At 67.3% G+C, this 20849-nt stretch carries 18 protein-coding genes; 14 read left to right on the top strand and 4 right to left on the bottom strand.

The features are described 5' to 3' along the window. Window positions 1-253: 253 nt before the first annotated feature. Both mgtA and AC1Z3W_RS07995 read left to right on the top strand, forming a co-directional pair. Window positions 254-3049 carry a magnesium-translocating P-type ATPase gene (gene mgtA / locus AC1Z3W_RS08000; RefSeq protein WP_124832244.1) on the top strand — a complete coding sequence of 932 codons (2796 nt, stop codon included), beginning with the start codon at window positions 254-256 and terminating at the stop codon, window positions 3047-3049. 67 nt (window positions 3050-3116) lie between these two features. Further along, window positions 3117-3860 carry a transporter gene (locus AC1Z3W_RS07995; protein ID WP_124832245.1) on the top strand — a complete coding sequence of 248 codons (744 nt, stop codon included), beginning with the start codon at window positions 3117-3119 and terminating at the stop codon, window positions 3858-3860. A gap of 65 nt (window positions 3861-3925) precedes the next feature. On the opposite strand, the gene AC1Z3W_RS07990 is transcribed toward AC1Z3W_RS07995, so the two are convergent. Together AC1Z3W_RS07990 and AC1Z3W_RS07985 are read right to left on the bottom strand one after the other, a co-directional pair. Further along, on the bottom strand, window positions 3926-4207 hold the full coding sequence (locus AC1Z3W_RS07990) for a transcriptional regulator (protein WP_124832246.1): 282 nt from the start codon (window positions 4205-4207) through the stop codon (window positions 3926-3928). A gap of 104 nt (window positions 4208-4311) precedes the next feature. Continuing rightward, window positions 4312-5187 carry a LysR family transcriptional regulator gene (locus AC1Z3W_RS07985; protein WP_057924944.1) on the bottom strand — a complete coding sequence of 292 codons (876 nt, stop codon included), beginning with the start codon at window positions 5185-5187 and terminating at the stop codon, window positions 4312-4314. A 93-nt stretch (window positions 5188-5280) separates the two neighbouring features. Here AC1Z3W_RS07985 and AC1Z3W_RS07980 point away from each other — a divergent pair, with 93 nt between their 5' ends. From AC1Z3W_RS07980 to AC1Z3W_RS07955, 6 genes are all read left to right on the top strand, one after another. Beyond that, window positions 5281-5517 (top strand): hypothetical protein, encoded by a 237-nt coding sequence (locus tag AC1Z3W_RS07980; protein ID WP_483507405.1) that lies wholly within the window; start codon window positions 5281-5283, stop codon window positions 5515-5517. 196 nt (window positions 5518-5713) lie between these two features. Further along, window positions 5714-6736, top strand: coding sequence for a serine hydrolase (locus AC1Z3W_RS07975; RefSeq protein ID WP_483507404.1), 1023 nt, complete (start codon window positions 5714-5716; stop codon window positions 6734-6736). 53 nt (window positions 6737-6789) lie between these two features. Next, window positions 6790-7026, top strand: a complete 237-nt coding sequence (locus AC1Z3W_RS07970) for a DUF7661 family protein (RefSeq protein WP_483507403.1) — start codon at window positions 6790-6792, stop codon at window positions 7024-7026. Window positions 7027-7184: 158 nt separating this feature from the next. Beyond that, complete coding sequence (locus tag AC1Z3W_RS07965) at window positions 7185-7640, top strand: MarR family winged helix-turn-helix transcriptional regulator (protein ID WP_057924941.1); 456 nt, start codon at window positions 7185-7187, stop codon at window positions 7638-7640. Window positions 7641-7710: 70 nt separating this feature from the next. Continuing rightward, window positions 7711-8274: an isochorismatase family protein gene (locus AC1Z3W_RS07960; protein WP_483507402.1), complete on the top strand. Its 564-nt coding sequence runs from the start codon at window positions 7711-7713 to the stop codon at window positions 8272-8274. Further along, on the top strand, window positions 8271-9725 hold the full coding sequence (locus tag AC1Z3W_RS07955; RefSeq protein ID WP_057924939.1) for a DHA2 family efflux MFS transporter permease subunit: 1455 nt from the start codon (window positions 8271-8273) through the stop codon (window positions 9723-9725). Before AC1Z3W_RS07960 ends, AC1Z3W_RS07955 begins: the two co-directional genes overlap by 4 nt. A 16-nt stretch (window positions 9726-9741) precedes the next feature. Here the strand turns inward: AC1Z3W_RS07955 and AC1Z3W_RS07950 are convergent, their stop codons facing one another. Next, window positions 9742-11460 carry a SulP family inorganic anion transporter gene (locus AC1Z3W_RS07950; RefSeq protein ID WP_483507401.1) on the bottom strand — a complete coding sequence of 573 codons (1719 nt, stop codon included), beginning with the start codon at window positions 11458-11460 and terminating at the stop codon, window positions 9742-9744. Between the two features lie 289 nt (window positions 11461-11749). On the opposite strand from AC1Z3W_RS07950, the gene AC1Z3W_RS07945 reads away from it, so the two are divergent. Further along, window positions 11750-12991 carry a mechanosensitive ion channel family protein gene (locus tag AC1Z3W_RS07945; protein ID WP_057924937.1) on the top strand — a complete coding sequence of 414 codons (1242 nt, stop codon included), beginning with the start codon at window positions 11750-11752 and terminating at the stop codon, window positions 12989-12991. Between the two features lie 67 nt (window positions 12992-13058). On the opposite strand, the gene AC1Z3W_RS07940 is transcribed toward AC1Z3W_RS07945, so the two are convergent. Then, entirely contained in the window at window positions 13059-14480 is a 1422-nt protein-coding gene (locus AC1Z3W_RS07940) for an aminotransferase-like domain-containing protein (protein WP_483507400.1), read from the bottom strand. 160 nt (window positions 14481-14640) lie between these two features. Between AC1Z3W_RS07940 and AC1Z3W_RS07935 the strand changes: the two genes are divergently transcribed. From AC1Z3W_RS07935 to AC1Z3W_RS07915, 5 genes are all read left to right on the top strand, one after another. Continuing rightward, entirely contained in the window at window positions 14641-16962 is a 2322-nt protein-coding gene (locus AC1Z3W_RS07935; RefSeq protein WP_483507399.1) for an FdhF/YdeP family oxidoreductase, read from the top strand. 12 nt (window positions 16963-16974) lie between these two features. Then, window positions 16975-17895: a bestrophin family protein gene (locus tag AC1Z3W_RS07930; protein WP_057924934.1), complete on the top strand. Its 921-nt coding sequence runs from the start codon at window positions 16975-16977 to the stop codon at window positions 17893-17895. 145 nt (window positions 17896-18040) lie between these two features. After that, on the top strand, window positions 18041-18370 hold the full coding sequence (locus tag AC1Z3W_RS07925; RefSeq protein ID WP_057924933.1) for a hypothetical protein: 330 nt from the start codon (window positions 18041-18043) through the stop codon (window positions 18368-18370). A 247-nt stretch (window positions 18371-18617) separates the two neighbouring features. Beyond that, window positions 18618-18950, top strand: a complete 333-nt coding sequence (locus AC1Z3W_RS07920; RefSeq protein WP_057925168.1) for a hypothetical protein — start codon at window positions 18618-18620, stop codon at window positions 18948-18950. Window positions 18951-19086: 136 nt separating this feature from the next. Next, on the top strand, window positions 19087-20676 hold the full coding sequence (locus tag AC1Z3W_RS07915; RefSeq protein ID WP_057924932.1) for an ABC transporter substrate-binding protein: 1590 nt from the start codon (window positions 19087-19089) through the stop codon (window positions 20674-20676). Window positions 20677-20849 lie beyond the last annotated feature (173 nt).

The raw sequence follows: 20849 nt of genomic DNA, 5'->3' as shown, positions 1-20849 counted from the left end.
GGTTGCCGATCGCCCGTGCCCGCCACCCGAAACCGACAGGAGTGCAGATGAACTCAGACGACAGTAGTCGATTACCGCTCGCCGGTGCGACGCTGCGCATCGATTCTCCGACCGCACTCCGCGCGCCGGCGAGCGTTCCCCTCTTCACCGATCCACAGCCGATCGCGCCTGACGCGACGCGGCGGGGAGTGCTCGTGCGTCGATAACGTCACAGTCGCTCCCCGCCCGCCGCCTCGTGCGCAAGGAGCGACTCATGACACAACGCAATACCTCGCAACCGAAACAGCGCGGCTTCATCAACGCCGGCCCCGGTCAAAAGAACGAACCGCGCATCATGCGCGCCGCGCAGGAAGCGGCCCGCCCGCTCGAAGAAACCTTCAAGTCGCTGCGCACCAGCACGCGCGGCCTCACCTACGACCAGGCCGTCGACCGTCTGCAGCACCACGGTCCGAACGAAATCGCGCACGACAAGCCGCCGCACTGGACGCGCCAGTTGCTGCACGCGTTCCACAATCCGTTCGTCTACGTGCTGCTCGTGCTGGCCGCGATCAGCTTCTGCACCGACGTCTATTTCGCGGCGCCCGACGATCGCGACTATGTGGGCATGACGATCCTGCTGACGATGGTCACGATCAGCGCGCTGCTGCGCTTCGTGCAGGAATTCCGTTCGCTGCGCGCGGCCGAAAAGCTCAAGGCGATGGTCCGCACGACGGCGACCGTGCAGCGCGCGGTGACCGACACGTCCGAGCCGGCACGCCGCGAGGTGCCGATGCGCGAAGTCGTGGTCGGCGACATCGTGCATCTGTCCGCCGGCGACATGATTCCCGCCGACGTGCGCCTGCTCGCGTCGCGCGACCTGTTCATCAGCCAGGCCGTGCTGACCGGTGAAGCGCTGCCGGTCGAGAAGTACGACACGCTCGGCGCGGTCGCCGGCAAGTCGGCGAACACGGGCGCGTCGGACATGACGGGCATGGCCGGCAAACCCGGCGCGGCGAACGACGCGTCGGCGTCGACGTCGCTGCTCGATCTCGAGAACGTGTGCTTCATGGGCACCAACGTGGTGAGCGGCACCGCGACGGCCGTCGTCGTCGCGACCGGCGAGGACACCTACTTCGGTTCGCTCGCGCGCAACGTCGTGAGCCACAAGCGCATCGAGACGAGCTTCGATCGCGGTGTCGCAAGCGTGAGCTGGCTGCTGATCAAGTTCATGTTCGTGATGGTGCCGATCGTGTTCATGATCAACGGCCTGACCAAGGGCGACTGGCTGAGCGCGCTCACGTTCGCGCTCGCGGTGGCCGTCGGCCTCACGCCCGAGATGCTGCCGATGATCGTCAGTGCGAATCTCGCGCGCGGCGCGATCGCGATGGCGCGTCGCAAGGTCGTCGTGAAGCGGCTGAACTCCGTGCAGAACTTCGGCGCGATGGACGTGCTGTGCACTGACAAGACCGGCACGCTCACGCAGGACAAGATCATTCTCGAACACCATCTCGACCTGTCCGGCCACAAGAATGAGGACATCCTGCGGCTCGGCTGGCTGAACAGCTTCCATCAGAGCGGCCAGAAGAACCTGATCGATATCGCCGTGGTCGCGCGCGCCGACGAGATCGGTGACCGCGTGAAGCCGCAAGGCTACAAGAAGATCGATGAACTGCCGTTCGACTTCGTGCGTCGCCGCCTGTCGGTCGTCGTCGAGGACACGCACGGTACGCACCTGCTGATCTGCAAGGGCGCGGTCGAGGAAATGCTTGCGGTGTCGACCCATGTGCAGGACGAGGACGGCGTGCGCCCGCTCGACTTCGTCGCGCGCAAGCGGCTGCTCGAACAGGCGAACGCTTACAACGAGGATGGCTTCCGCGTGCTGGTGCTCGCGACGCGCATGATCCCGCGCGGCGACGAACGCGAGCAGTACCGTACCGCCGATGAGCGCGACCTCGTCGTGCGCGGCTTCCTGACCTTCCTCGATCCGCCGAAGGAATCGGCCGCGCCGGCGCTTGCCGCGCTGCGCGAGAACGGCGTGTCGGTGAAGGTGCTGACGGGCGACAACCCGACCGTCACGATGAAGGTCTGCCGCCAGGTCGGCCTCGAACCGGGCAAGCCGATGCTCGGCGCCGAAATCGAGGCGCTCGACGACGCGACGCTCGCGCAGGTCGTCGAACGCACGACGGTGTTCGCGAAGCTCACGCCGCTGCAGAAGGCGCGCATCGTGAAGGCGCTGCAGGCGAACGGCCACACGGTCGGCTTCCTCGGCGACGGTATCAACGATGCACCCGCGCTGCGCGACGCCGACGTCGGCATCTCGGTCGACAGCGGCGCCGACATCGCGAAGGAAACCGCCGACATCATCCTGCTCGAAAAGAGCCTGATGGTGCTCGAGGAAGGCGTGATCAAGGGCCGCGAGACGTTCGGCAACATCCTGAAATACCTGAACATGACCGCCAGCTCGAACTTCGGCAACGTGTTCTCGGTGCTCGTCGCCAGCGCGTTCCTGCCATGGGAGCCGATGCTCGCAACCCAGCTGCTCGTGCTGAACCTGATCTACGACACGTCGCAGATGCTGCTGCCGTGGGACCGGATGGATCCGGAGTTCCTCAAGAAGCCGCGCAAGTGGGAAGCCGGCAACATCGGCCGCTTCATGCTGTGGGTCGGGCCAACCTCGTCGGTGTTCGACATCACGACTTACGTGCTGATGTGGACCGTGTTCGGCGCCGGTGCGATGTATCACCTGCACGGCGGCTCGAGCGGCCAGATCGTGATGAACTCCGGCTGGTTCATCGAAAGCCTCGTGTCGCAGACGCTCGTCGTGCACCTGCTGCGCACGCAGAAGATCCCGTTCCTGCAGAGCACGGCCGCGCTGCCGGTGCTGCTGTCGACGTTCACCGCGATCGCGATCGGCTGCTGGCTGCCGTTCTCGCCGTTCGCGGAGTCGCTCGGCTTCATGCATCTGCCTGGGACCTACTGGCTGTGGCTCGCGGCGACGATGGTCGGCTACATCCTGCTCGCGCAGATCGTCAAGACGATCTATGTGCGCCGCTACAAGCAGTGGTTCTGATCTCCACCGGACAACGGCGTGCCGGCCCGCGCGGGCCGGCCGCCCACGATGCATCATGGGTGACTTGATGAAAAGAATGCTTCCGCTCGCGGCTGCGAGCGCCCTCCTCGCACCGCTGGACGCGTACGCGGCCCATCCGCTCGTCAGCGACGACACGGGCACGCAGGGCGACGCAAACTGGCAGCTCGAGTTCAATGCCGAGGAAACGTCGAAACAGGACGAAAACGGCCGCCATCAACTGTGGAACGCGACACTCACGCGCGGCTTCGGCGAACATGTCGATCTGTACGTGAACGCGCCTTATACCCATCTGCAAATGCGGACCGACGACAACGGCGCCGGCATCGGCGACGTCGAGATCGGCATGAAATGGCGCTTCGCCGAACGCGGTCCGCTATCGTTCGCGCTGAAACCGAAAGTGACGATGCCGACCGGCAACGACGATCGCGGGCTCGGCACGGGCCGCGTCGGCACCGGTGCGACGCTGCTCGCGCAAGCCGACGTCGCGCGCGTCTCGCTGCTCGCGAATGCGGGCCTCGCCTACCAGCCGAATCGCCAGGGCGACCTGCGCTCGGTCTGGGCCGTGTCGGCCGCGGCGCTCTACAAGGCGACCGACAACGTGCAGTTCGTGGCCGACATCGGTCTGTCGCGCAACACCGAAAGCACGGCCGGTGCGCATCCGGCGTTCGTGATCGCGGGTGCGATCTACTCGCCGAAGCGCTGGCTCGATCTCGACGTCGGCTACCGGCACGGGCTGAACGACCAGACCTACCGTCACTCCGTGATGGGTGGCGTGACGGCGCGGTGGTGATGCGGCCGACGCCGCGTGTCGAACCGCAATACGACGGACCGCCTTCGTGGCGGTCCGTTTTTTCATCAGGTGTCGTTCGCGCCGAACAATTGCGCGCACACGGCGCGCCCCTCCTCGGTCAACGCGGCGCTGCCGGTGCCGTCCTCGTTCAGCGTCGTCGCACTCAGGCCGGCGGCGTCGAGCCGCGTCAGCACGCGGCGCAACACACTCATCGGCAATTGCGCGCGCTTCGCGATCTTCGGCAGCGACCACGCCTTGCCGGACGGATCGCTCGCGGCTTCGTTCAGCGTCGCGAGCGTCGCAACGAGTGCGGGATCGAGCGGGGAGTCGTCGGAGTCTGGAGTCATCGGTTCGGGTTCGTGAGCCGGCGCCGGGCCGGCATTCGGGAAGGATGCAATCGCGGACACTATACGCCGCGGCTACGCGGCTACGCGGCTACGCGGTTACACGGTTACGCGCCCTTGATTGCCGCGCGCATGAACGACACGAAACGCGTGGTCACGGGATCGTCGCGGCCGGACAGCCACGCGAGCCCGACGCGCCATTTCGCGTCCCGACCGTCGAGCGGCAGGACAGTCGCGTCGCGCAGCAGGTACTGCGCGCCCGACGGAATGAACGCGACGCCAACCCCGGCCGCGACCGACGTGAGCACCGATTGCACGTCCTCCGCCTGCTGCGTGACCTGCGGCACGAAGCGCCGCTCGACGCACCACCGGTCGATCTGCGCGGCGAGCCCGGGGCCGCGTGCGCGCTGCAGCGCGATGAAGCCGATCTCGTTGAGCACGTCGAGATCGGCGGGCACGCGCTTGAAGCCGAGGTGCGGCGGCACCGCGAGCGCAAGCGCCTCGTCGATCACCTTGAACGACGCCAACCCTTCATCGGACGGCAGACGCAGAAATCCGGCGTCGAGCTTGCCGGCACGCAGCCGGCGTGTCTGTTCGGACGACGACAGGTCGCTCAGCGTGACCGCGATACCCGGATTGCGGCGACGGAACTCCGCGACGAGTTTCGGCACGAGCGTCAGCACGGACAGGCAGATGCCGAGCCGCAGATGCCCGCGCTGTCCGCTGGACGCCTCTCGCGCCCGCGCGAGGATCTCGTCGGCGTCGCGCACGAGCGCCTGCGCGTCGGGCAGGAAGCGTTCACCGAACGGCGTCAACTCCGCGCCATGCCGCCCGCGCTCGAACAGCTTGCCGCCGAGGCTCGCCTCGAGCGCGCCGATCTGCTTGCTGAGCGCCGGCTGGCTCATGTGCAGCGCGTCGGCCGCGCGGCTGAAATGGCTGAGCTCCGTGACCGTCAGGAAGGTGCGCAGCAGTTTCAATTCCATTCTTGAAAGGAATCATATCGATCGAAACATTCATTTTACTGATCGAACGGCATGACGTTCAATACGGACATGCCCTTCATGGAATTCATTGTCATGTCCGTTGATCATCCGGCCGAGTGCCTGACCGATATCTCGTGCGACACGGTGCTCGCCGGCGAAAGCGGTATTGAGCCCGATGCGTCGGCACCCGAGCGTCGTGCCGCGCGTGTCGACGGACGCAGCCGCCGCTTTCGCTTCGGCGACGCAGTGGACGATGCACCGCCGCGCGCCGTCACGGGCTCGATCGCGATCAGCTTCGCAGTCGTGTCGCGGCGGAACTGGCCACGCTGAGCCCGCTCCTCATGCACCTTCCGTCGAACGCGCACCTTCGGCCATCTGCAAAAAACAGCGGAATTCCACCGGCATCACACATCATTGCGTGCGCATCCATCGTCATCGCCACGCGATCGACCGTATAATTTCCCGCACCCGCTCACCGCCCACGCATTTCGCGCCGCCGCAGCGCGCGTGAAAAGGAGACTTTCGCTTGACCGGCCTCATCGCGCGCCTGCCTCGCGCCCGGACCACCCTGATCATCGCCCTCTCGTTCCTGACACTCGCGTTCGCAACGAACGCGTCGTCCGCGCAGCGCGCGCAGCCGCATCGCACAGCGTCGCCGCAAGCGCATGCGAAAGTCGTCAAGAAGCAACCCACCCATCGCAAGAACAAGGCCGTCAAGCATCGGCGCGCGAAACGCACGAACGCGGCTCGCCCGCACCCCGCCGCGAAGCCGCGCCTGCTCGCGAGCTGCGGCTACAGCCCGCGCGCGGTGCGCGCGCTGCACTCACGCGCGGCCTACGTGCTCGACGTCGATTCGGGCACGCCGCTGCTGGCCCGCAACGCACGCACCGTGCGGCCGATCGCGTCGATCTCGAAGCTGATGACCGCCGTCGTCGCGCGCGACGCGGACCGGCCGCTGAACGGCGTGCTGCGCGTCACCTCGCGCGACCGCGACACGATCAAGTTCACCGGTTCGCGGCTGCCGATCGGCGCCGAACTGTCGCGCCGCCAGATGTTCCATATCGCGCTGATGTCGTCGGAAAATCGCGCGGCAGCCGCGCTGAGCCGCGACTATCCGGGCGGCCGCACCGCGTTCGTGAGGGCGATGAACCGCGAAGCGCGCCGCCTCGGGATGCGCCATACGCATTTCCGCGAACCGACCGGGCTGTCGCCGCATAACGTGTCGACGGCCGAGGATCTCGCGCGGCTCGTCGGCGCGGCCGCGCAGGATCCGCTGATCCGCTACTTCTCGACGGATACGTCGACCACCGTGCAGGCCGGCGACGACGAACTGCTGTACGTGAACTCCGATCCGCTCGTCCGCTACGGCCGGTTGCCGATCCGGCTGCAGAAAACCGGCTTCATCAACGAATCGGGGCACGGCGTCGTCATGCGCATGCGTGTCAAAGGCCGCCGCGAAACGATCGTGCTGCTCGGCGCACCAACGCGCGCCGGCGTGTCGAGCGACGCGCTGAAGATCCATCGCTGGCTGAGTTGCTCGATCCAATAGATTCGGAACACGGCGCACGCGGCAGGCGTGTTCATCCACGAAGGCGCGATGCCATGCACGACGAATACCGTTTCAACGCGTTCGGACGCCTGCTGGCCGTCATGCGCTCGAACGGCCGCTGGGCCGTGTTCGATCTCGGCACCGAAGGCAAGCGGCGGCCGGCCAACCTGCAGATTCCGCCTGCGCTCGCAGCTGACGAACTCGCGCAATATCTCGGCGACCTGCTGCACGAAAATGCGTCGCCGAAGTACAACGACGTCGTGCCGGTTCCGTCGCCGCGCCGCGTGTAGCGGCCCGCCGCACACCGGCCGCATCCGGTAAACCGGTCGTTGCGTGCCAACGCGCGCTCATCCGCTCACCCGCTCATACCGATCACACCGACGCACCGCGTGTCACGAACCTTCACCCAATTCGACAGCTAAACTTGCAAGTTTAACTGTCATATCCTATGATCCGCCGCATGACACCGCCACGCATGCCCGGCATTCCCGCCGACACTGTCGCCGCCGATCTGACCCTCGCGGTCGGCCAGTTGATCCGCCGGTTGCGCTCCGAAATCGAATCCGAGGGGCTCGGCATGTCGCAGACGAGCGCGCTCGCGCGGCTCGAACGGCAGGGTCCGATGACGACCGCCGATCTCGCCCGCGCGGAGGCAATGAAGCCGCAGTCGATGAAGGCGATTCTCGCGAGCCTGGAGGAAGACGGTCTCGTCGAACGCGAGCCGCATCCGACCGACGGCCGCCAGATCCTGTTCCTGCTGACCGCGGCCGGCCTGGAAGCGCGGCGCAAGCGCGACACGGCGAAGCACAAGTGGCTCGGCGCCGCGATCGAGAAGCTCGACCCTGAAGAAATCCGCACGCTCGCTGCCGCGATTCCGCTGATCCGGCGTATCGGCGAGCAATGACCTCCGCCTGCGTGCCGCGCGGCATGCGCGCGCACCCTTTCCTTCGCCCAATTCACGGAGCATCGACACCATGAGCACAACCCGTCTCGACACGAACACGGCACTCGTCGTCATCGACCTGCAGAAAGGCATCGTCGCACTGCCCACCTCCCACCCGGTCGCTCCGGTGATCGAGCACACGCGCGACCTGCTCGACGCATTCCGCAGCCGCGGCCTGCCGGTCGTGCTCGTCAACGTCGACGGCGGTGCACCGGGCCGTACGCAGCAGCAAGTGCGTCTGGATGCCCTTCCGGCCGACTGGGCCAACCTCGTCCCCGAACTGGACCGCCAGCCGGGCGACCACGTCGTGACGAAGAAGACCTGGGGCGCGTTTACCGCCACCGATCTCGACGCGCACCTGAAGGCGGCCGGCGTCACGCAGATCGTGCTGACCGGCATCGCGACCAGCATCGGCGTCGAATCGACCGCACGCCAGGCGCACGAGCTCGGCTACAACGTGACGCTCGCGGTCGACGCGATGACCGACCTCAACGCGGACGCGCACACGAACAGCGTCGAACGGCTGTTCCCGCGTCTCGGCGAGACGGGTTCGACGCAAGAGATTCTCGCGCTGCTCGACCGGCGCGGCGCTTGAGCGACAAGCACGCCCGGCCGGTGCCGGGCCATGCGGCCGGCCGGCGCGATCCGTCGATCTGGAAGGTCAGCGCGGTCGCGACGCTCGGCTCGCTTCTGTCGCAGCTCGACGCGACGATCGTCAACGTATCGCTGTCAAGCCTCGCGACCGACCTGCACGCGAGCCTGTCGACGATCCAGTGGGTGACGAGCGGCTACCTGCTCGCGCTCACGCTGGTGTTGCCGCTGAACGGCTGGCTGGTCGACCGCATCGGTGCGAAAGCGCTGTACCTGTGGTGCTTCTCCGCGTTCACGCTGACGTCGGCGCTGTGCGGGCTCGCGTGGTCCGCGCCATCGCTGATCGCGTTCCGCGTGCTGCAAGGCGTCAGCGGCGGGCTGCTCGCGCCGATGGCGCAGATGATGATCGCGCGCGTGGCCGGTCAGCAGATGGCGCGCGTGATCGGCTACGCGGCGGTGCCCGTTCTGATCGCGCCGATCCTGGGCCCGGTCATCGCCGGCGCGATCCTGCAGCACGCATCGTGGCGCTGGCTCTTTCTCGTGAACCTGCCGGTCGGCGCGCTGGCGCTTGCGCTGGCCGTGTGGTTCCTGCCCGGCGACCGCGAGGAAACGCAGCGGCGCGAGCTCGACTGGATCGGCCTCGCGCTGCTGTCGCCAGCGCTCGTGCTGTTCCTGTACGGCGCGGAGCGGATCAACGCCGTGCCCGGTATCGCCGCAATCGCCGTTTCGGTACTGCTGCTCGCTGCCTTCCTGCGCATCGAGCGACGCCAGGGCGAGCATGCGCTGATCGATCTCGCGCTGTTCCGCTCGCGCGTGTTCGGCGCGGCCGCCGCCACGCAATTCCTGTCGAACGGCGCGATCTACGCGGGCCAGATGCTGATCCCGGTGTTCCTGATCGAGGCGTGCGGCCGCTCGCCCGGCGAGATGGGCTGGCTGCTGGCCCCGCTCGGGCTCGGCATGCTCGTCACCTATCCGTCGATGGGCGCGCTGACGAGCCGCTTCGGCGTGCGCCGGCTGGCCGCCGCCGGCGCGATGCTCGCGCTCGTCGCGACGCTACCGTTCGTGTATCTCGCGCTGGCCGGCTACGATCCCTACGTGCTGGTGCCCGCGCTGTTTCTGCGCGGGATGGGCCAGAGCGCGATCGGCGCCCCGTCGATTTCCGCCGCGTATGCGTCGGTCGAGCGGCGCAACCTGCCGATGGCAACGACGTCGCTCAATATCGTCCAGCGCCTCGGCGGCCCGACGTTCACGACAATGTGCACGCTGTTTCTCGCGTGGCGGCTGCAGGTCGAATCGGCCACGACGAGCGGCTCGCATGGCGGCGCCTACGCATGGGCGTTCGGCCTGCTGTGTGCGCTGCATGCGGCGAGCTTCGTGACGACGCTGCGGCTGCCGCGGTGGTCGAGCGGCGCGGGCGGACGGCCGACGGGGGCTGCGCGAGCCGGCTCGCGCTGAATGCCGGAGGTGCCCGCTACACGACACCCGGCTCCTGTTGCGCCGGCGTCACGCCCGCCGCTTCCAGCGCCTGATGCAGCGTCGGGAAGATGCACGACGCACCGACGATCTCCGTGATCCGGTGGCGCTCCATGTCCGCGTGCAGGTAGCGGTTCACGCGCCCGAACAGCACGCCGATCCGGCGCGCGTGCAGCGCGTTGACGAGATCGGTGATCGTCCGCGCGGCCGAGTAATCGAGATCGGTGATCGCGCCCGCATCGACGACGAACCAGCGCAACGGAACCGGCGATGCATCGACGAGCTCGGTCACTTCGGCGGCGAACAGATGGTCGTTCGCGAAGAACAGGTCGGAGCCGAAGCGGTAGACGATCAGCCCCGGCGCCGTCATCGCGCCGGGCCGCGCGGGCACCGGCAGCCACCGTCCGCTGCCTTCGGCCGCTTCGAGCACCATCGTGTGCGGCTGGTAGCTGTGGCGCACGTGCCGCATCAGCGACAACGCGACGGCAAGCAGGATCCCCTGCTCGACGCCGACCGTCACGACGGCCGCGGCGGTGACGAGCGCGAGCGTGAATTCGCCGGGGCTTTCCTTGCGGATCGAGGCAAGGCTGCGCACGTTGATCAGCCCGAGCGCGATCGTCAATACGATGCCGGCCAGCACCGCGTGCGGCAGGTATTGCAACGTCGAACTGAAAAACAGCAGCACCACCGCGACGACCGCGGCGAACGCCAGATGCCCGATCTGGCTGCGCACGCCTGCGCCGTCGGCCATTGCGGTCTGCGTCGGGCTGCCGTTGACGACGAACGCGCCGCCCACCGCCGCCGCCGCGTTCGCGGCCGCAAGCCCGAGGATGTCGGCATTGGTATCGACGTCCTCGCCGTACTGCTGCGCGAACACGCGGGCAGCCGCCGCGCTCTGCGCGATGATCATCACGAAGCAGGACGCCGCGACCGGCACGAGATCGAGGAACTGCTGCCACGTGACGGACGGCCAGCGCAGCGGCGGCAAGCCGCCCGCGACGGGCCCGAGCACCGCGATGCCATGCGCGGCGAAGCCGAACGAATAACTCGCGGCGATGCTGCCCGCCACGGCGATCATCGGCATCGGCATGCGCGGCAGGAAGCGCTTGCACGCGAGAATCGCGACGACGACGAGCACCGCGAGCGCGAGCGTCGGCCGATGCGCGTCGGCGGCATGCGTGACGACGTAGGCGAGCTGGGCGATGCTGCGCGACGCCGGATACGGCACGGACAAGCCGAGCATGTCGCCGAGCATCGCGATCGACACCTGCACGCCGACGCCGGCGAGAAAACCGACCAGCACCGTGCGCGACAGGAAATCGGCAAGAAAGCCGAGCTTGAAGATGCGCGCGAGCAGCAACATCGCGGCGGTCAGCAGCGCGACCATGCCGGCCAGCGCCATGTATTCGGCGCTGCCCGCCGGCGCCATCGACGACAGGCGGCTCGCGAAGATCGTCGCGGTCGCGGAGTCGGCGGCGACCACCAGATGACGCGACGCGCCGAAGCATGCGAACGCGATCAGCGGCAGGAACACGGTATAGAGGCCCGACACGGCCGGCATGCCGGCGATGCGCGCATAGCCGAGCACCTGCGGGATGTCCATCGACGCGAGCGAGAAGCCCGCGAACACGTCGCGGATCGCCGACGCGCGGCGGATCGGCAGAATGCCCTTCAGCAGCCGCACGCGTGACGGCCGGCTTTCGTTGAAATCTTGCATGCGTGAAATGCGTGGATGGCCTGAATGACGTGGAACCGTGGCTTGCGGAGCCGTTCGCGCATCGTGCCCCGAGCGGGCATTGCATGGCAAGTGCACAGTGTGTTGCGCGGCATGAACACGACGAATATCCATGCAACGGTGAGGATGTTCGGGAACCCGTGCGTCATGCATCCGCGGCATCCGGCCGGAACCCGATGGCACAATCACGGTCCCTTTCATGTGCCCTTCACCGGGCGCGCGCCGCATCGCGGCGCAGATTCAACGCACGAGAAGGACCCTGCCTGCCCTTATGACCCTGAACGAATCCTGGTTTTCGCCGCTCGTCGGCATCCTCATCCTCCTTGCCGCCGCCGGCGCGATCACGGCCGCCGTCCATTTCCTGCTGTTCCGCGTGGTCGCCCGCCTGGCGCGGCTGTCGGCCACCCGCATCGACGACGCGCTGTTCGAGTTCGGCGCATTCAAGTGGCTGAACCGCATCGTGCCGTTCGTCGTGATCAAGCTCGGGCTCGGCACGGTGCCCGGCATCCCGGCCGTCGCCATGCAGGTCGCCGACAAGGTGCTGTTCGCGCTGATCGTGTTCCTGTTGTCGATGACGATCAGCGCGACGCTGTCCGCGCTCGAACACACGCATCGCACGAGCCGTCGCGAACAGCCGCGCATGTCGCTGAAAGGCCCGATGCAGCTCGTCAAGCTCGTGATGTTCATCACGGCCGCGCTCGTCGTGATCGGCGACGCGACCGGCAAGCAGATCGGCCTGCTGCTGTCGGGCATCGGCGCGCTGTCGGCGGTGCTGATGCTGATCTTCAAGGACACGCTGCTCGGCCTCGTCGCCGGCGTGCAGCTATCGTCGAACGACATGCTGCGGATCGGCGACTGGATCACGATGCCGTCGGCCGGCGCGGACGGCACCGTCATCGACATCACGCTGAACACGGTCAAGGTCGCGAACTTCGATCACACGATCATCACCGTGCCGACCTGGAAGCTGATTACCGAGAGCTACCAGAACTGGCGCGGAATGACCGAAGCCGGCGGGCGCCGCATCAAGCGCGCGCTGTTCGTCGATGCGACGAGCGTGCGCTTTCTCGACAACGACGAGATCGAGCGGCTCGAACGCCTGACACTGCTGAAGGACTATCTGGAAGACAAGGTCGACGCGATCGCGCAATGGAACGGCACGCTCGGCGCGGCCGGCGAATGCCCGGCGAACCGCCGCCAGCTGACGAATCTCGGCACGTTCCGCGCGTACGTCGCGAACTACCTGAAGGGCCATCCGCGCATCCGCCGCGACATGACGTGCATGGCGCGCCAGCTGCCGCTGACGGCCGAAGGCATTCCGCTCGAACTGTACTGCTTCACCGACACGACGTCCTGGATCGACTACGAGACGATCCAGGCCGACCTGTTCGATCACCTGATCGCGGTGCTGCCGGAGTTCGGGCTGCGCGTGTATCAGCACCCGTCGGGCTTCGACATGCGCCGGATGGTCGGCGCGGCACAAGCCGAACTGCAGGCGCCGAACGCGCGGTAATGCATGCCGCGGCGGCCTGCAACGGGCCGCCGCACGCAACCCCGCATCGCGGCGCACGCGGCGCCGCTCACCGCCCTGCGCACTCGGACGCGAGCCGTCCCAGCACCTTCAGCGCGTCCTCGATCTGCCGCGACCACGGATAGCTGTAGTTGAGCCGGATGAAATGCCGGTAATCGGTGCTTGCCGAGAACATGTGGCCGGGCCCGACCGTGATCCCTTGCGCGAGCGCGAGCGCATACAGCTTCATCGCATCGACCTGTTTCGGCAGCTCGACCCACAGCACGTACCCGCCCTGCGGCTGCGACAGCCGCGTGCCTTCCGGGAAGAAACGCCGCACCATCGCGCTCATCAGGTTCGCCTGCTGCGCATACTGCTTGCGCATTCGCCGCAGATGGAAATCGTAGCCGTCGTGCTTCAGGTATTCGGCGATCGCGAGCTGCTCGATCGCGGGCGTCGCGAGCGTGTTCAGGAATTTCAGCTTCTCGACCTGGTCGCGATAGCGTCCCGGCATCGCCCAGCCGATCCGGTAGCGCGGCGACAGGCTCTTCGTGAACGACGCGCAATGCAGCACGAGCCCGTCGCGGTCGTACGACTTCAGCGCACTCGGCGCCGTGTCGCCGAAATGCAGCTCGTGATAGACGTCGCTCTCGATCGCGGGCACGCCGTGCTTCGCGAGCAGCTCGACGAGCGCGCGCTTGCGCGCATCGGGCATCTGGAAGCCGAGCGGGTTCTGGAAATTCGGCATCACCATGCACGCGGCGATGCGCTCGCGCTCGAGAATCCGTTCGAGCGCGTCGAGATCGATGCCGTTGCCCGGATGCGTCGCCACCTCCAGCGCACGCATGCCCATCCGCTCGATCGCGTGCAGCATCGCGTAGAACGTCGGCGACTCGACGGCGATCGTGTCGCCCGGCCGCGCGACGGCCTGCAGGCACAGGTTGATCGCCTCGGTCGCGCCGATCGTCATCACGATCTCGCCCGGCTCGACTGCGATCCCGCGCTCCGCATAGCGCCGCGCGATCTGGCGAATCAGTTCCTGGTTGCCGGGCGGCAGGTCGTCGATCACGCCCCAGCGCGTGCGGCGCCGCCCGATCGCCTGCGCGTAGCGCGCAAGACGCTGCACCGGGAACTGCGATGCGTCGGGATACGGCGAGCCGAGCGGCACCGCGTCGTCGCGCGAGATCAAGCGCAGCGTCGACAGCACGAGCCGGCTCACGTCCACCGCCGACGGCTCGGCGGCCGGCGCCGACACATGCAGCTCGGCCTCGGCCGGCGCCGTGGCCCGCGCCCGCACGAAGTAGCCCGACTGCGGCCGGCTCTCGATCAGGCCGCGGCTCTCCAGCACGAGATAGGCGCGCAGCACGGTCGTGACGCTGAGCTGCTGCTGGCGGCTCGCCTGCCGCACCGACGGAATCCGCTCGCCGGGCTGGTACACGCCGCGCTCGATCTGCGCCTGCAGATCGTCGGCCAGTTGTTCGTAACGCTTCACGCGCCTCCCTTTCAACTCCCCTTCAACAACACAGTTACGACCCGCACTGCCTGGATGGCCGCAACTGTACTCTTTTTTGAAGACGAAAGGTGTACATACAGCTGCCGGAGCGCCGCGCGTACTCTCCACGCATCGACCCCGACACACGCATCACTGCATCATGAAAAAGAAATCCGCCGCACGCATCGAACCGTATCACCACCCGGCCGCCGGCTGGGGCGCGCTGAAAGCCGTCGCGATCAACCTGATCAAGGAAAAGGTCACCGGCGGCAACTACCGCACGCTGCTGCGCCAGAACCAGCCGGACGGCTTCGACTGCCCGGGCTGCGCGTGGCCCGACCGCCAGCACGCATCGACGTTCGAATTCTGCGAGAACGGCGTGAAGGCCGTGGCCGCCGAAGCGACGAGCAAGCGCGTCACACCCGAATTCTTCGCCGCGCACACGGTCACCGAACTGCTCGAACAGACGGATTTCGAACTGGAACAGCACGGCCGCCTGACCGATCCGATGGTGTACGACACGCAGACCGACCGCTACGTGCCGATCGCCTGGGACGACGCGTTCGCGCTGATCGCGCGCCACCTGCGTGCGCTGCCGGACCCGAACCAGGCTGCGTTCTACACGTCGGGCCGCGCGAGCAACGAGGCGGCGTTCCTGTACCAGCTGCTGGTGCGGCTGTACGGCACGAACAACTTCCCCGACTGCTCGAACATGTGCCACGAAGCGACGAGCCGCGGGCTGCCGGACTCGGTCGGCGTCGGCAAGGGCACCGTCACGCTCGACGATTTCGAGCACGCGGACTTGCTGCTGATCTTCGGCCAGAACCCGGCGACCAACCATCCGCGGATGATGGGCGAGTTGCGCGAATGCGCGAAGCGCGGCGCGACGATCGTGTCGATCAACCCGCTGAAGGAACGCGGCCTCGAACGCTTCGCCGATCCGCAAAGCCCGCTCGAGATGCTGACGATGTCCGGCACGCCAATCGCGTCGACGTTCATCCAGCCGACGATCGGCGGCGATTTCGCGCTGATCAAGGGGATGGCGAAGCGCGTGCTCGAACTCGACGATGCCGCGCGCGCCACCGGTGCGCCGCGTGTGCTCGACACCGCGTTCATCGACGAGCACACGGCCGGCTTCGACGCGTTCGCCGACGACCTGCGCAACGAAAGCTGGTCGGCACTGACGGCCGAAAGCGGCGTGCCGTACGAGCAGATCGACGGCCTCGCGCAGCGCTATGCGCGCAGCGAGCGCGTGATCGCGACGTGGGGGATGGGCATCACGCAGCACAAGCATTCGGTCGCGACCGTGCAGATGCTGACGAACCTGATGCTGATGCGCGGCAACATCGGCCGCCCCGGCGCGGGCCTGTGCCCGGTGCGCGGCCACTCGAACGTGCAGGGCAACCGCACCGTGGGCATCGAGGAAAAGCCGTCGCAGGCCTTCCTCGACCGGCTCGGCCACGTGTTCGACTTCGAGCCGCCGCGCCATCACGGCTACGACGTCGTCGAGACGATCGAAGGGATGCTTGAAGGCCACGTGAAGGTGCTGATCGGCCTCGGCGGCAATTTCGCGATGGCGACGCCCGACACGCCGCGCACGTGGGAAGGCATGCGCCGCTGCGATCTCTCCGTGCACATCACGACGAAGCTGAACCGCAGCCACCTGATCCACGGCCGCGACGCGCTGATCCTGCCGACGCTCGGCCGCACCGAGATCGACCTGCAGGACAACGTGCCGCAAGGCGTGACGGTCGAGGACTCGATGAGCATGGTCCACGTGTCGTACGGGATGAACAAGCCGGCTTCCGCGAACCTGATGTCGGAGCCGGCGATCGTCGCGCACATGGGCCATGCGCTGTTCGGCAACGGCAAGATCGACTGGCTCGCGTACAAGGACGATTACGCGAAGATCCGCGATGCGATCGAAGCGACCGTCGACGGCTTCTACGACTACAACACGCGCATCGCGCGGCCGGGCGGCTTCCACCTGCGCGTCGCGTCGCGCGACCGCGAATGGCTGACGCCGACGGGCAAGGCGAACTTCATCGCGCACGCGCTGCCGACCGACACGCCGATCCAGCGCGCCCGCGCGCTGCATGGCGAGCGCCTGATGACGCTGATGACGACGCGCTCGCACGACCAGTACAACACGACCGTCTACGGGCTCGACGACCGCTATCGCGGCGTGTTCGGCCAGCGCCGCGTGGTGTTCGTCAACCGCGACGACCTCGCGATGCTCGGCCTGAAGGCCGGCGACTGGGTCGACATGGAAACCGTGTGGCACGACGGCATCGAGCGGCGCGCGGACGGCTTCCTGCTCGTCGAATACGACATCCCGCGCGGCTGCATCGGCGCGTACTACCCGGAAACGAACCCGCTGGTGCCGCTCGACAGCGTCGGCGACGTGTGCAACACGCCGACGTCGAAGTCGGTGCCGGTCCTGCTGCATCGCGCGGCCGCGCCGGTGTCGGCTGCCGCCTGACGGAGCGCGGCGATGATCGTTCGTCCGCGCGAGCACTGGCTGCGGATGCTGCTCGTCTGGAACGGCTCGGTGCTGCCGACCATCCTGCCGCAGCTCGTGCTGACGCTCGCGATCAGCATCGTCGCGGTGTGGGGCGGCGGCCGCGTGCTCGGCGAGAAGGTGCCGCTGAACCCGACGCCGTTCACGCTGATCGGCCTCACGCTCGCGATCTTCGCGGGGTTTCGCAACAACGCGAGCTACGAACGCTACCGCGAGGGCCGGCAGCTGTGGGGCGGCGTGCTGACCGCCACGCGCACGCTGGTGTCGCAGGCGCTCTGCTACGGCGCGATCGACGACGACGATGCTGCGCGGCAGGCGTTCGTGCGCAAGGTCGTCGCGTTCGTCTATGCGCTCAAGCATCAGTTGCGCGGCACCGATCCGGCGGCGGACCTGCGCACCCTGCTCGACGACGGTACCTATACGCGCATCGTCGCTGCCCGGTTTGCACCGATCGCGATCGTTCACGAACTGCGCGAAGCCTTCGCCGCGCGCGCCAACGCGGGCCGTCTCGCCGATACGCGACTCTGGATGCTCGACGCGCGCCTCGACGATCTCGTGTCGATGGTGAGCGGCTGCGAGCGCATCGCATCGACGCCGATCCCGTTCTCGTACGACGTGCTGCTGCACCGGACCATCTACGCGTATTGCGTGCTGCTGCCGTTCGGCCTCGTCGACTCGATCGGCGCAGCGACGCCGTTCGTCACCGTGTTCGTCGCCTATACGCTGATCGCGCTCGACGCGATCGCCCATGCGATCGCCGAGCCATTCGGCGACGGGCCGAACCACCTCGCACTCGATGCGATGACGCGGATGATCGAGCGCACGCTGCTCGAACTGAACCGCGAGCCGCTGCCCGCCGAAGTGACGCCCGGCCCGGCCTATCGGCTCACCTGACGCCCCCCCCGCATCGCACCGGGCGATCGCGGGCGTAATAAAGACTTGCAATCGATACAGCGAGAAACGTCAACAGCCGGGGCCCGCACAGCGTTTTTTCGACAAGCGCCCATGATTCGGACGCGCAACGACAGGAGAAAACGTCATGCGAGCCCTTACCCGCCATCTCGCGATCGCCGCCGCCCTGATGTCGGTGCTGACCGGCACCGCGTTCGCCGAAACGCCGTGGCAGCAGGCGCATCCGCGCCGCGAAGCGGTCAACCAGCGCCTCGCCAACCAGAATCGCCGGATCCATCACGAAGTGAAGGAAGGCGAGATGTCGCACGCCCAGGCCGCGCGCCTGCACCGTGACGACCGCAAGATCCGCCATGAAGAGCGGGACATGGCCGTGCAGGATCGCGGCCACATTACGCAGAGCGAAAAGCACGTGCTGAACCAGCAGGAAAACGCGGTCAGCCACAAGATCGGCCAGTAACGCCGGCAAGCGTCGATTCGCCATCGCTTGAAACGCCCGCTGCCGCCGCGCGACAGCGGGCGCTTGTTGTTGTATCGAATCGTTTCAGCAGGCCTTGCGTGTCAAGTGCCGCGGGTATACTCCGACGTCAGCCGCCGCCCGTATCGACCGTCAAGAACGGCACGATTCCGGCGGTTTCGTCGCGAAGCTCCGCGTTTCGCATACCCCGCGCCCCAGCCTCGACACGAGACACACGACGATTCCGATCATGAAACGATTCCTGCTGCTCCTTCCCGCCGCCCTGCTCGCCGCGTGCGGTTCCGCGCCCTCGTCCAACTCGGCCGCATCCGGCTCGGCGCCGATGATCTACGTGTCGTCGGCGCGTCCGGCCCACGCGATCGCGAACTGCCTCGACAGCCGCCTGTCCGGCACCGAGCAGTCGCAGCACAACGGCGTGACCGACATCACCGTCGGATCGCGCTCGTACTTCGTCACGCTCACGCCGTCGGGCCACGGTTCGGTCGTCAAGGTCGTGCGCGGCTCGGGCAGCGAGCCAGCCGAGGAAGCGATGCGCTTCGCGATCGCGCGCTGCGTGATCTGAGCGCCGCCGGTGCCGGGTATCGTGCCCGGCCCGCAAGCCCCGCCGCGGGCGCTGTCATGCGCGCCTGTCGAATATTTTCATCCGGGCTGCCGTCGATGAGAGAATCGCACCACGATTCCCTTTCCACGGAGCCCGCATGAAGCACCTGCTGTCCCGGCTGTTCGTCAGCGCCGCGCTCGTCGCCCTCGTTCCGGCGCTGCCGGCGCAGGCCGCGACGCCGCCCGGCATTTTCGTCGTCGCCACCCAGCTCGGCGAATTCACGACCCTCGATCCGAGCGAAATCTACGAGCTCGTGCCGTCCGAGTACGTCGCGAACACCTACGAACGGCTCGTGCGGGTCGACCTGAAGGACCCGACGCGCTTCGACGGGCAGATCGCGCAATCGTGGACGGTCGGCGCCGACGGCATCACCTACACGTTCAAGCTGCGCCCCGGTCTCGCCTTCCACTCCGGCAACCCGGTCACCGCCGACGACGTCGCGTGGTCGCTGCAGCGCACCATCCTGCTCGACAAGGGCCCGGCCGGCGTGCTCGCCGATCTCGGCCTCACGAAGGCGAACGTGATGCAGAAGGTGCGCGCGGTCGACCCGCAGACCTTCGTACTCGAAACCGACCGCAAGTACGCGCCGAGCTTCGTGCTCAACGTGCTGAGCGCATGCCCGGCGTCGGTCCTCGACAAGAAGCTGCTGCTGTCGCACCAGCAGGGCAACGATTTCGGCAGCGGCTGGCTGAAGACCAACGACGCGGGCTCGGGCCCGTACCAGCTCGTCAAGTGGACGCCGAACGAGAGCATCGTGCTGCAGCGTTTCGACAAGTACCGCGCGCCGTACCCGATGAAGCGCATCGTGCTGCGCCACGTGCCCGAGGCGTCCGCGCAGCGGCTGCTGCTGGAGAACGGCGACGTCGACGCCGCGCGCAACCTGAGCCCCGACAGCCTCGCTGCGCTGACCAAGGCCGGCAAGATCAAGGTCGCATCGTGGCCCGTGTCCGCGCTGCTGTACCTGAGCCTGAACACGAAGAACCCGAACCTCGCGAAGCCTGACGTGCAGCAGGCGATGAAGTGGCTCGTCGACTACGACGGCATCCAGCGCAACATCGTCAGCACCACCTACAAGGTGCATGAGACCTTCCTGCCCGAAGGCTTCCTCGGCACGCTGAATTCGAACCCGTACAAGCAGAACGTCGCGAAGGCGAAGGCGCTGCTCGCGAAGGCCGGCTTGCCGAACGGCTTCGACGTGACGATGGACATGCCGAACGACTATCCGTACATCGAGATCGCGCAAGCGCTGCAGGCGAACTTCGCGCAGGGCGGCATCCGCGTGAAGCTGATCCCGGGCGATGCGAAGCAGGCGATCGGCAAGTACCGCGCACGCCAGCACGACATCTTCATCGGCGAATGGTCGCCCGACTACATGGACCCGAACAGCAACGCGCGCGGGTTCGCATGGAATCCTGACAATTCCGACCAGTCGAAGACGAAGATGCTCGCGTGGCGCAACAGCTGGGACATTCCGCAGCTGACGAAGGACACCGAGGCCGCGCTCGTCGAACCGTCGCCCGCGAAGCGCGCGCAGCGCTACGAGGCGCTGCAGAAGTCCGTGCTCGCGAACTCGCCGTTCATCATCATGTTCGAGAAGGTCGTGCAGGTCGCGACGCGCCCCGGCACGACCGGGCCGGAGATCGGGCCGATCAACGACCTCGTGTCGTACCGGACGCTGGCCAAATAAGGCCGGCCAGCCGCGGTTGCGGCCCGGTCGCCTCGGTGCGCCGTTCGCGCTGTCGGACGGCACGCCGGCGCCGTCCGACCCGGTTGCCGCCCGCATCGGATACATCACGCCCCCGTCCAGTCACCATCGCCGCTGCTCGTCTACTCGCGGCAGGTGATGCGTCGGGTGCCTGC

Source organism: Burkholderia sp. 10_S31, from assembly GCF_056930375.1.
The sequence above is the reverse complement of the archived record's forward strand: the minus strand, read 5'-3'. Positions and strand labels throughout refer to the sequence as shown.

What these genes read in the sequence shown, in the direction of transcription:
- mgtA (WP_124832244.1), top strand. Translation starts at nt 254, where the DNA reads ATGACACAACGCAATACCTCGCAACCGAAACAGCGCGGCTTCATCAAC.
- AC1Z3W_RS07995 (WP_124832245.1), top strand. Translation starts at nt 3,117, where the DNA reads ATGAAAAGAATGCTTCCGCTCGCGGCTGCGAGCGCCCTCCTCGCACCG.
- AC1Z3W_RS07990 (WP_124832246.1), bottom strand. Translation starts at nt 4,207, where the DNA reads ATGACTCCAGACTCCGACGACTCCCCGCTCGATCCCGCACTCGTTGCG.
- AC1Z3W_RS07985 (WP_057924944.1), bottom strand. Translation starts at nt 5,187, where the DNA reads ATGGAATTGAAACTGCTGCGCACCTTCCTGACGGTCACGGAGCTCAGC.
- AC1Z3W_RS07980 (WP_483507405.1), top strand. Translation starts at nt 5,281, where the DNA reads ATGTCCGTTGATCATCCGGCCGAGTGCCTGACCGATATCTCGTGCGAC.
- AC1Z3W_RS07970 (WP_483507403.1), top strand. Translation starts at nt 6,790, where the DNA reads ATGCACGACGAATACCGTTTCAACGCGTTCGGACGCCTGCTGGCCGTC.
- AC1Z3W_RS07965 (WP_057924941.1), top strand. Translation starts at nt 7,185, where the DNA reads ATGATCCGCCGCATGACACCGCCACGCATGCCCGGCATTCCCGCCGAC.
- AC1Z3W_RS07960 (WP_483507402.1), top strand. Translation starts at nt 7,711, where the DNA reads ATGAGCACAACCCGTCTCGACACGAACACGGCACTCGTCGTCATCGAC.
- AC1Z3W_RS07950 (WP_483507401.1), bottom strand. Translation starts at nt 11,460, where the DNA reads ATGCAAGATTTCAACGAAAGCCGGCCGTCACGCGTGCGGCTGCTGAAG.
- AC1Z3W_RS07945 (WP_057924937.1), top strand. Translation starts at nt 11,750, where the DNA reads ATGACCCTGAACGAATCCTGGTTTTCGCCGCTCGTCGGCATCCTCATC.
- AC1Z3W_RS07935 (WP_483507399.1), top strand. Translation starts at nt 14,641, where the DNA reads ATGAAAAAGAAATCCGCCGCACGCATCGAACCGTATCACCACCCGGCC.
- AC1Z3W_RS07930 (WP_057924934.1), top strand. Translation starts at nt 16,975, where the DNA reads ATGATCGTTCGTCCGCGCGAGCACTGGCTGCGGATGCTGCTCGTCTGG.
- AC1Z3W_RS07925 (WP_057924933.1), top strand. Translation starts at nt 18,041, where the DNA reads ATGCGAGCCCTTACCCGCCATCTCGCGATCGCCGCCGCCCTGATGTCG.
- AC1Z3W_RS07920 (WP_057925168.1), top strand. Translation starts at nt 18,618, where the DNA reads ATGAAACGATTCCTGCTGCTCCTTCCCGCCGCCCTGCTCGCCGCGTGC.
- AC1Z3W_RS07915 (WP_057924932.1), top strand. Translation starts at nt 19,087, where the DNA reads ATGAAGCACCTGCTGTCCCGGCTGTTCGTCAGCGCCGCGCTCGTCGCC.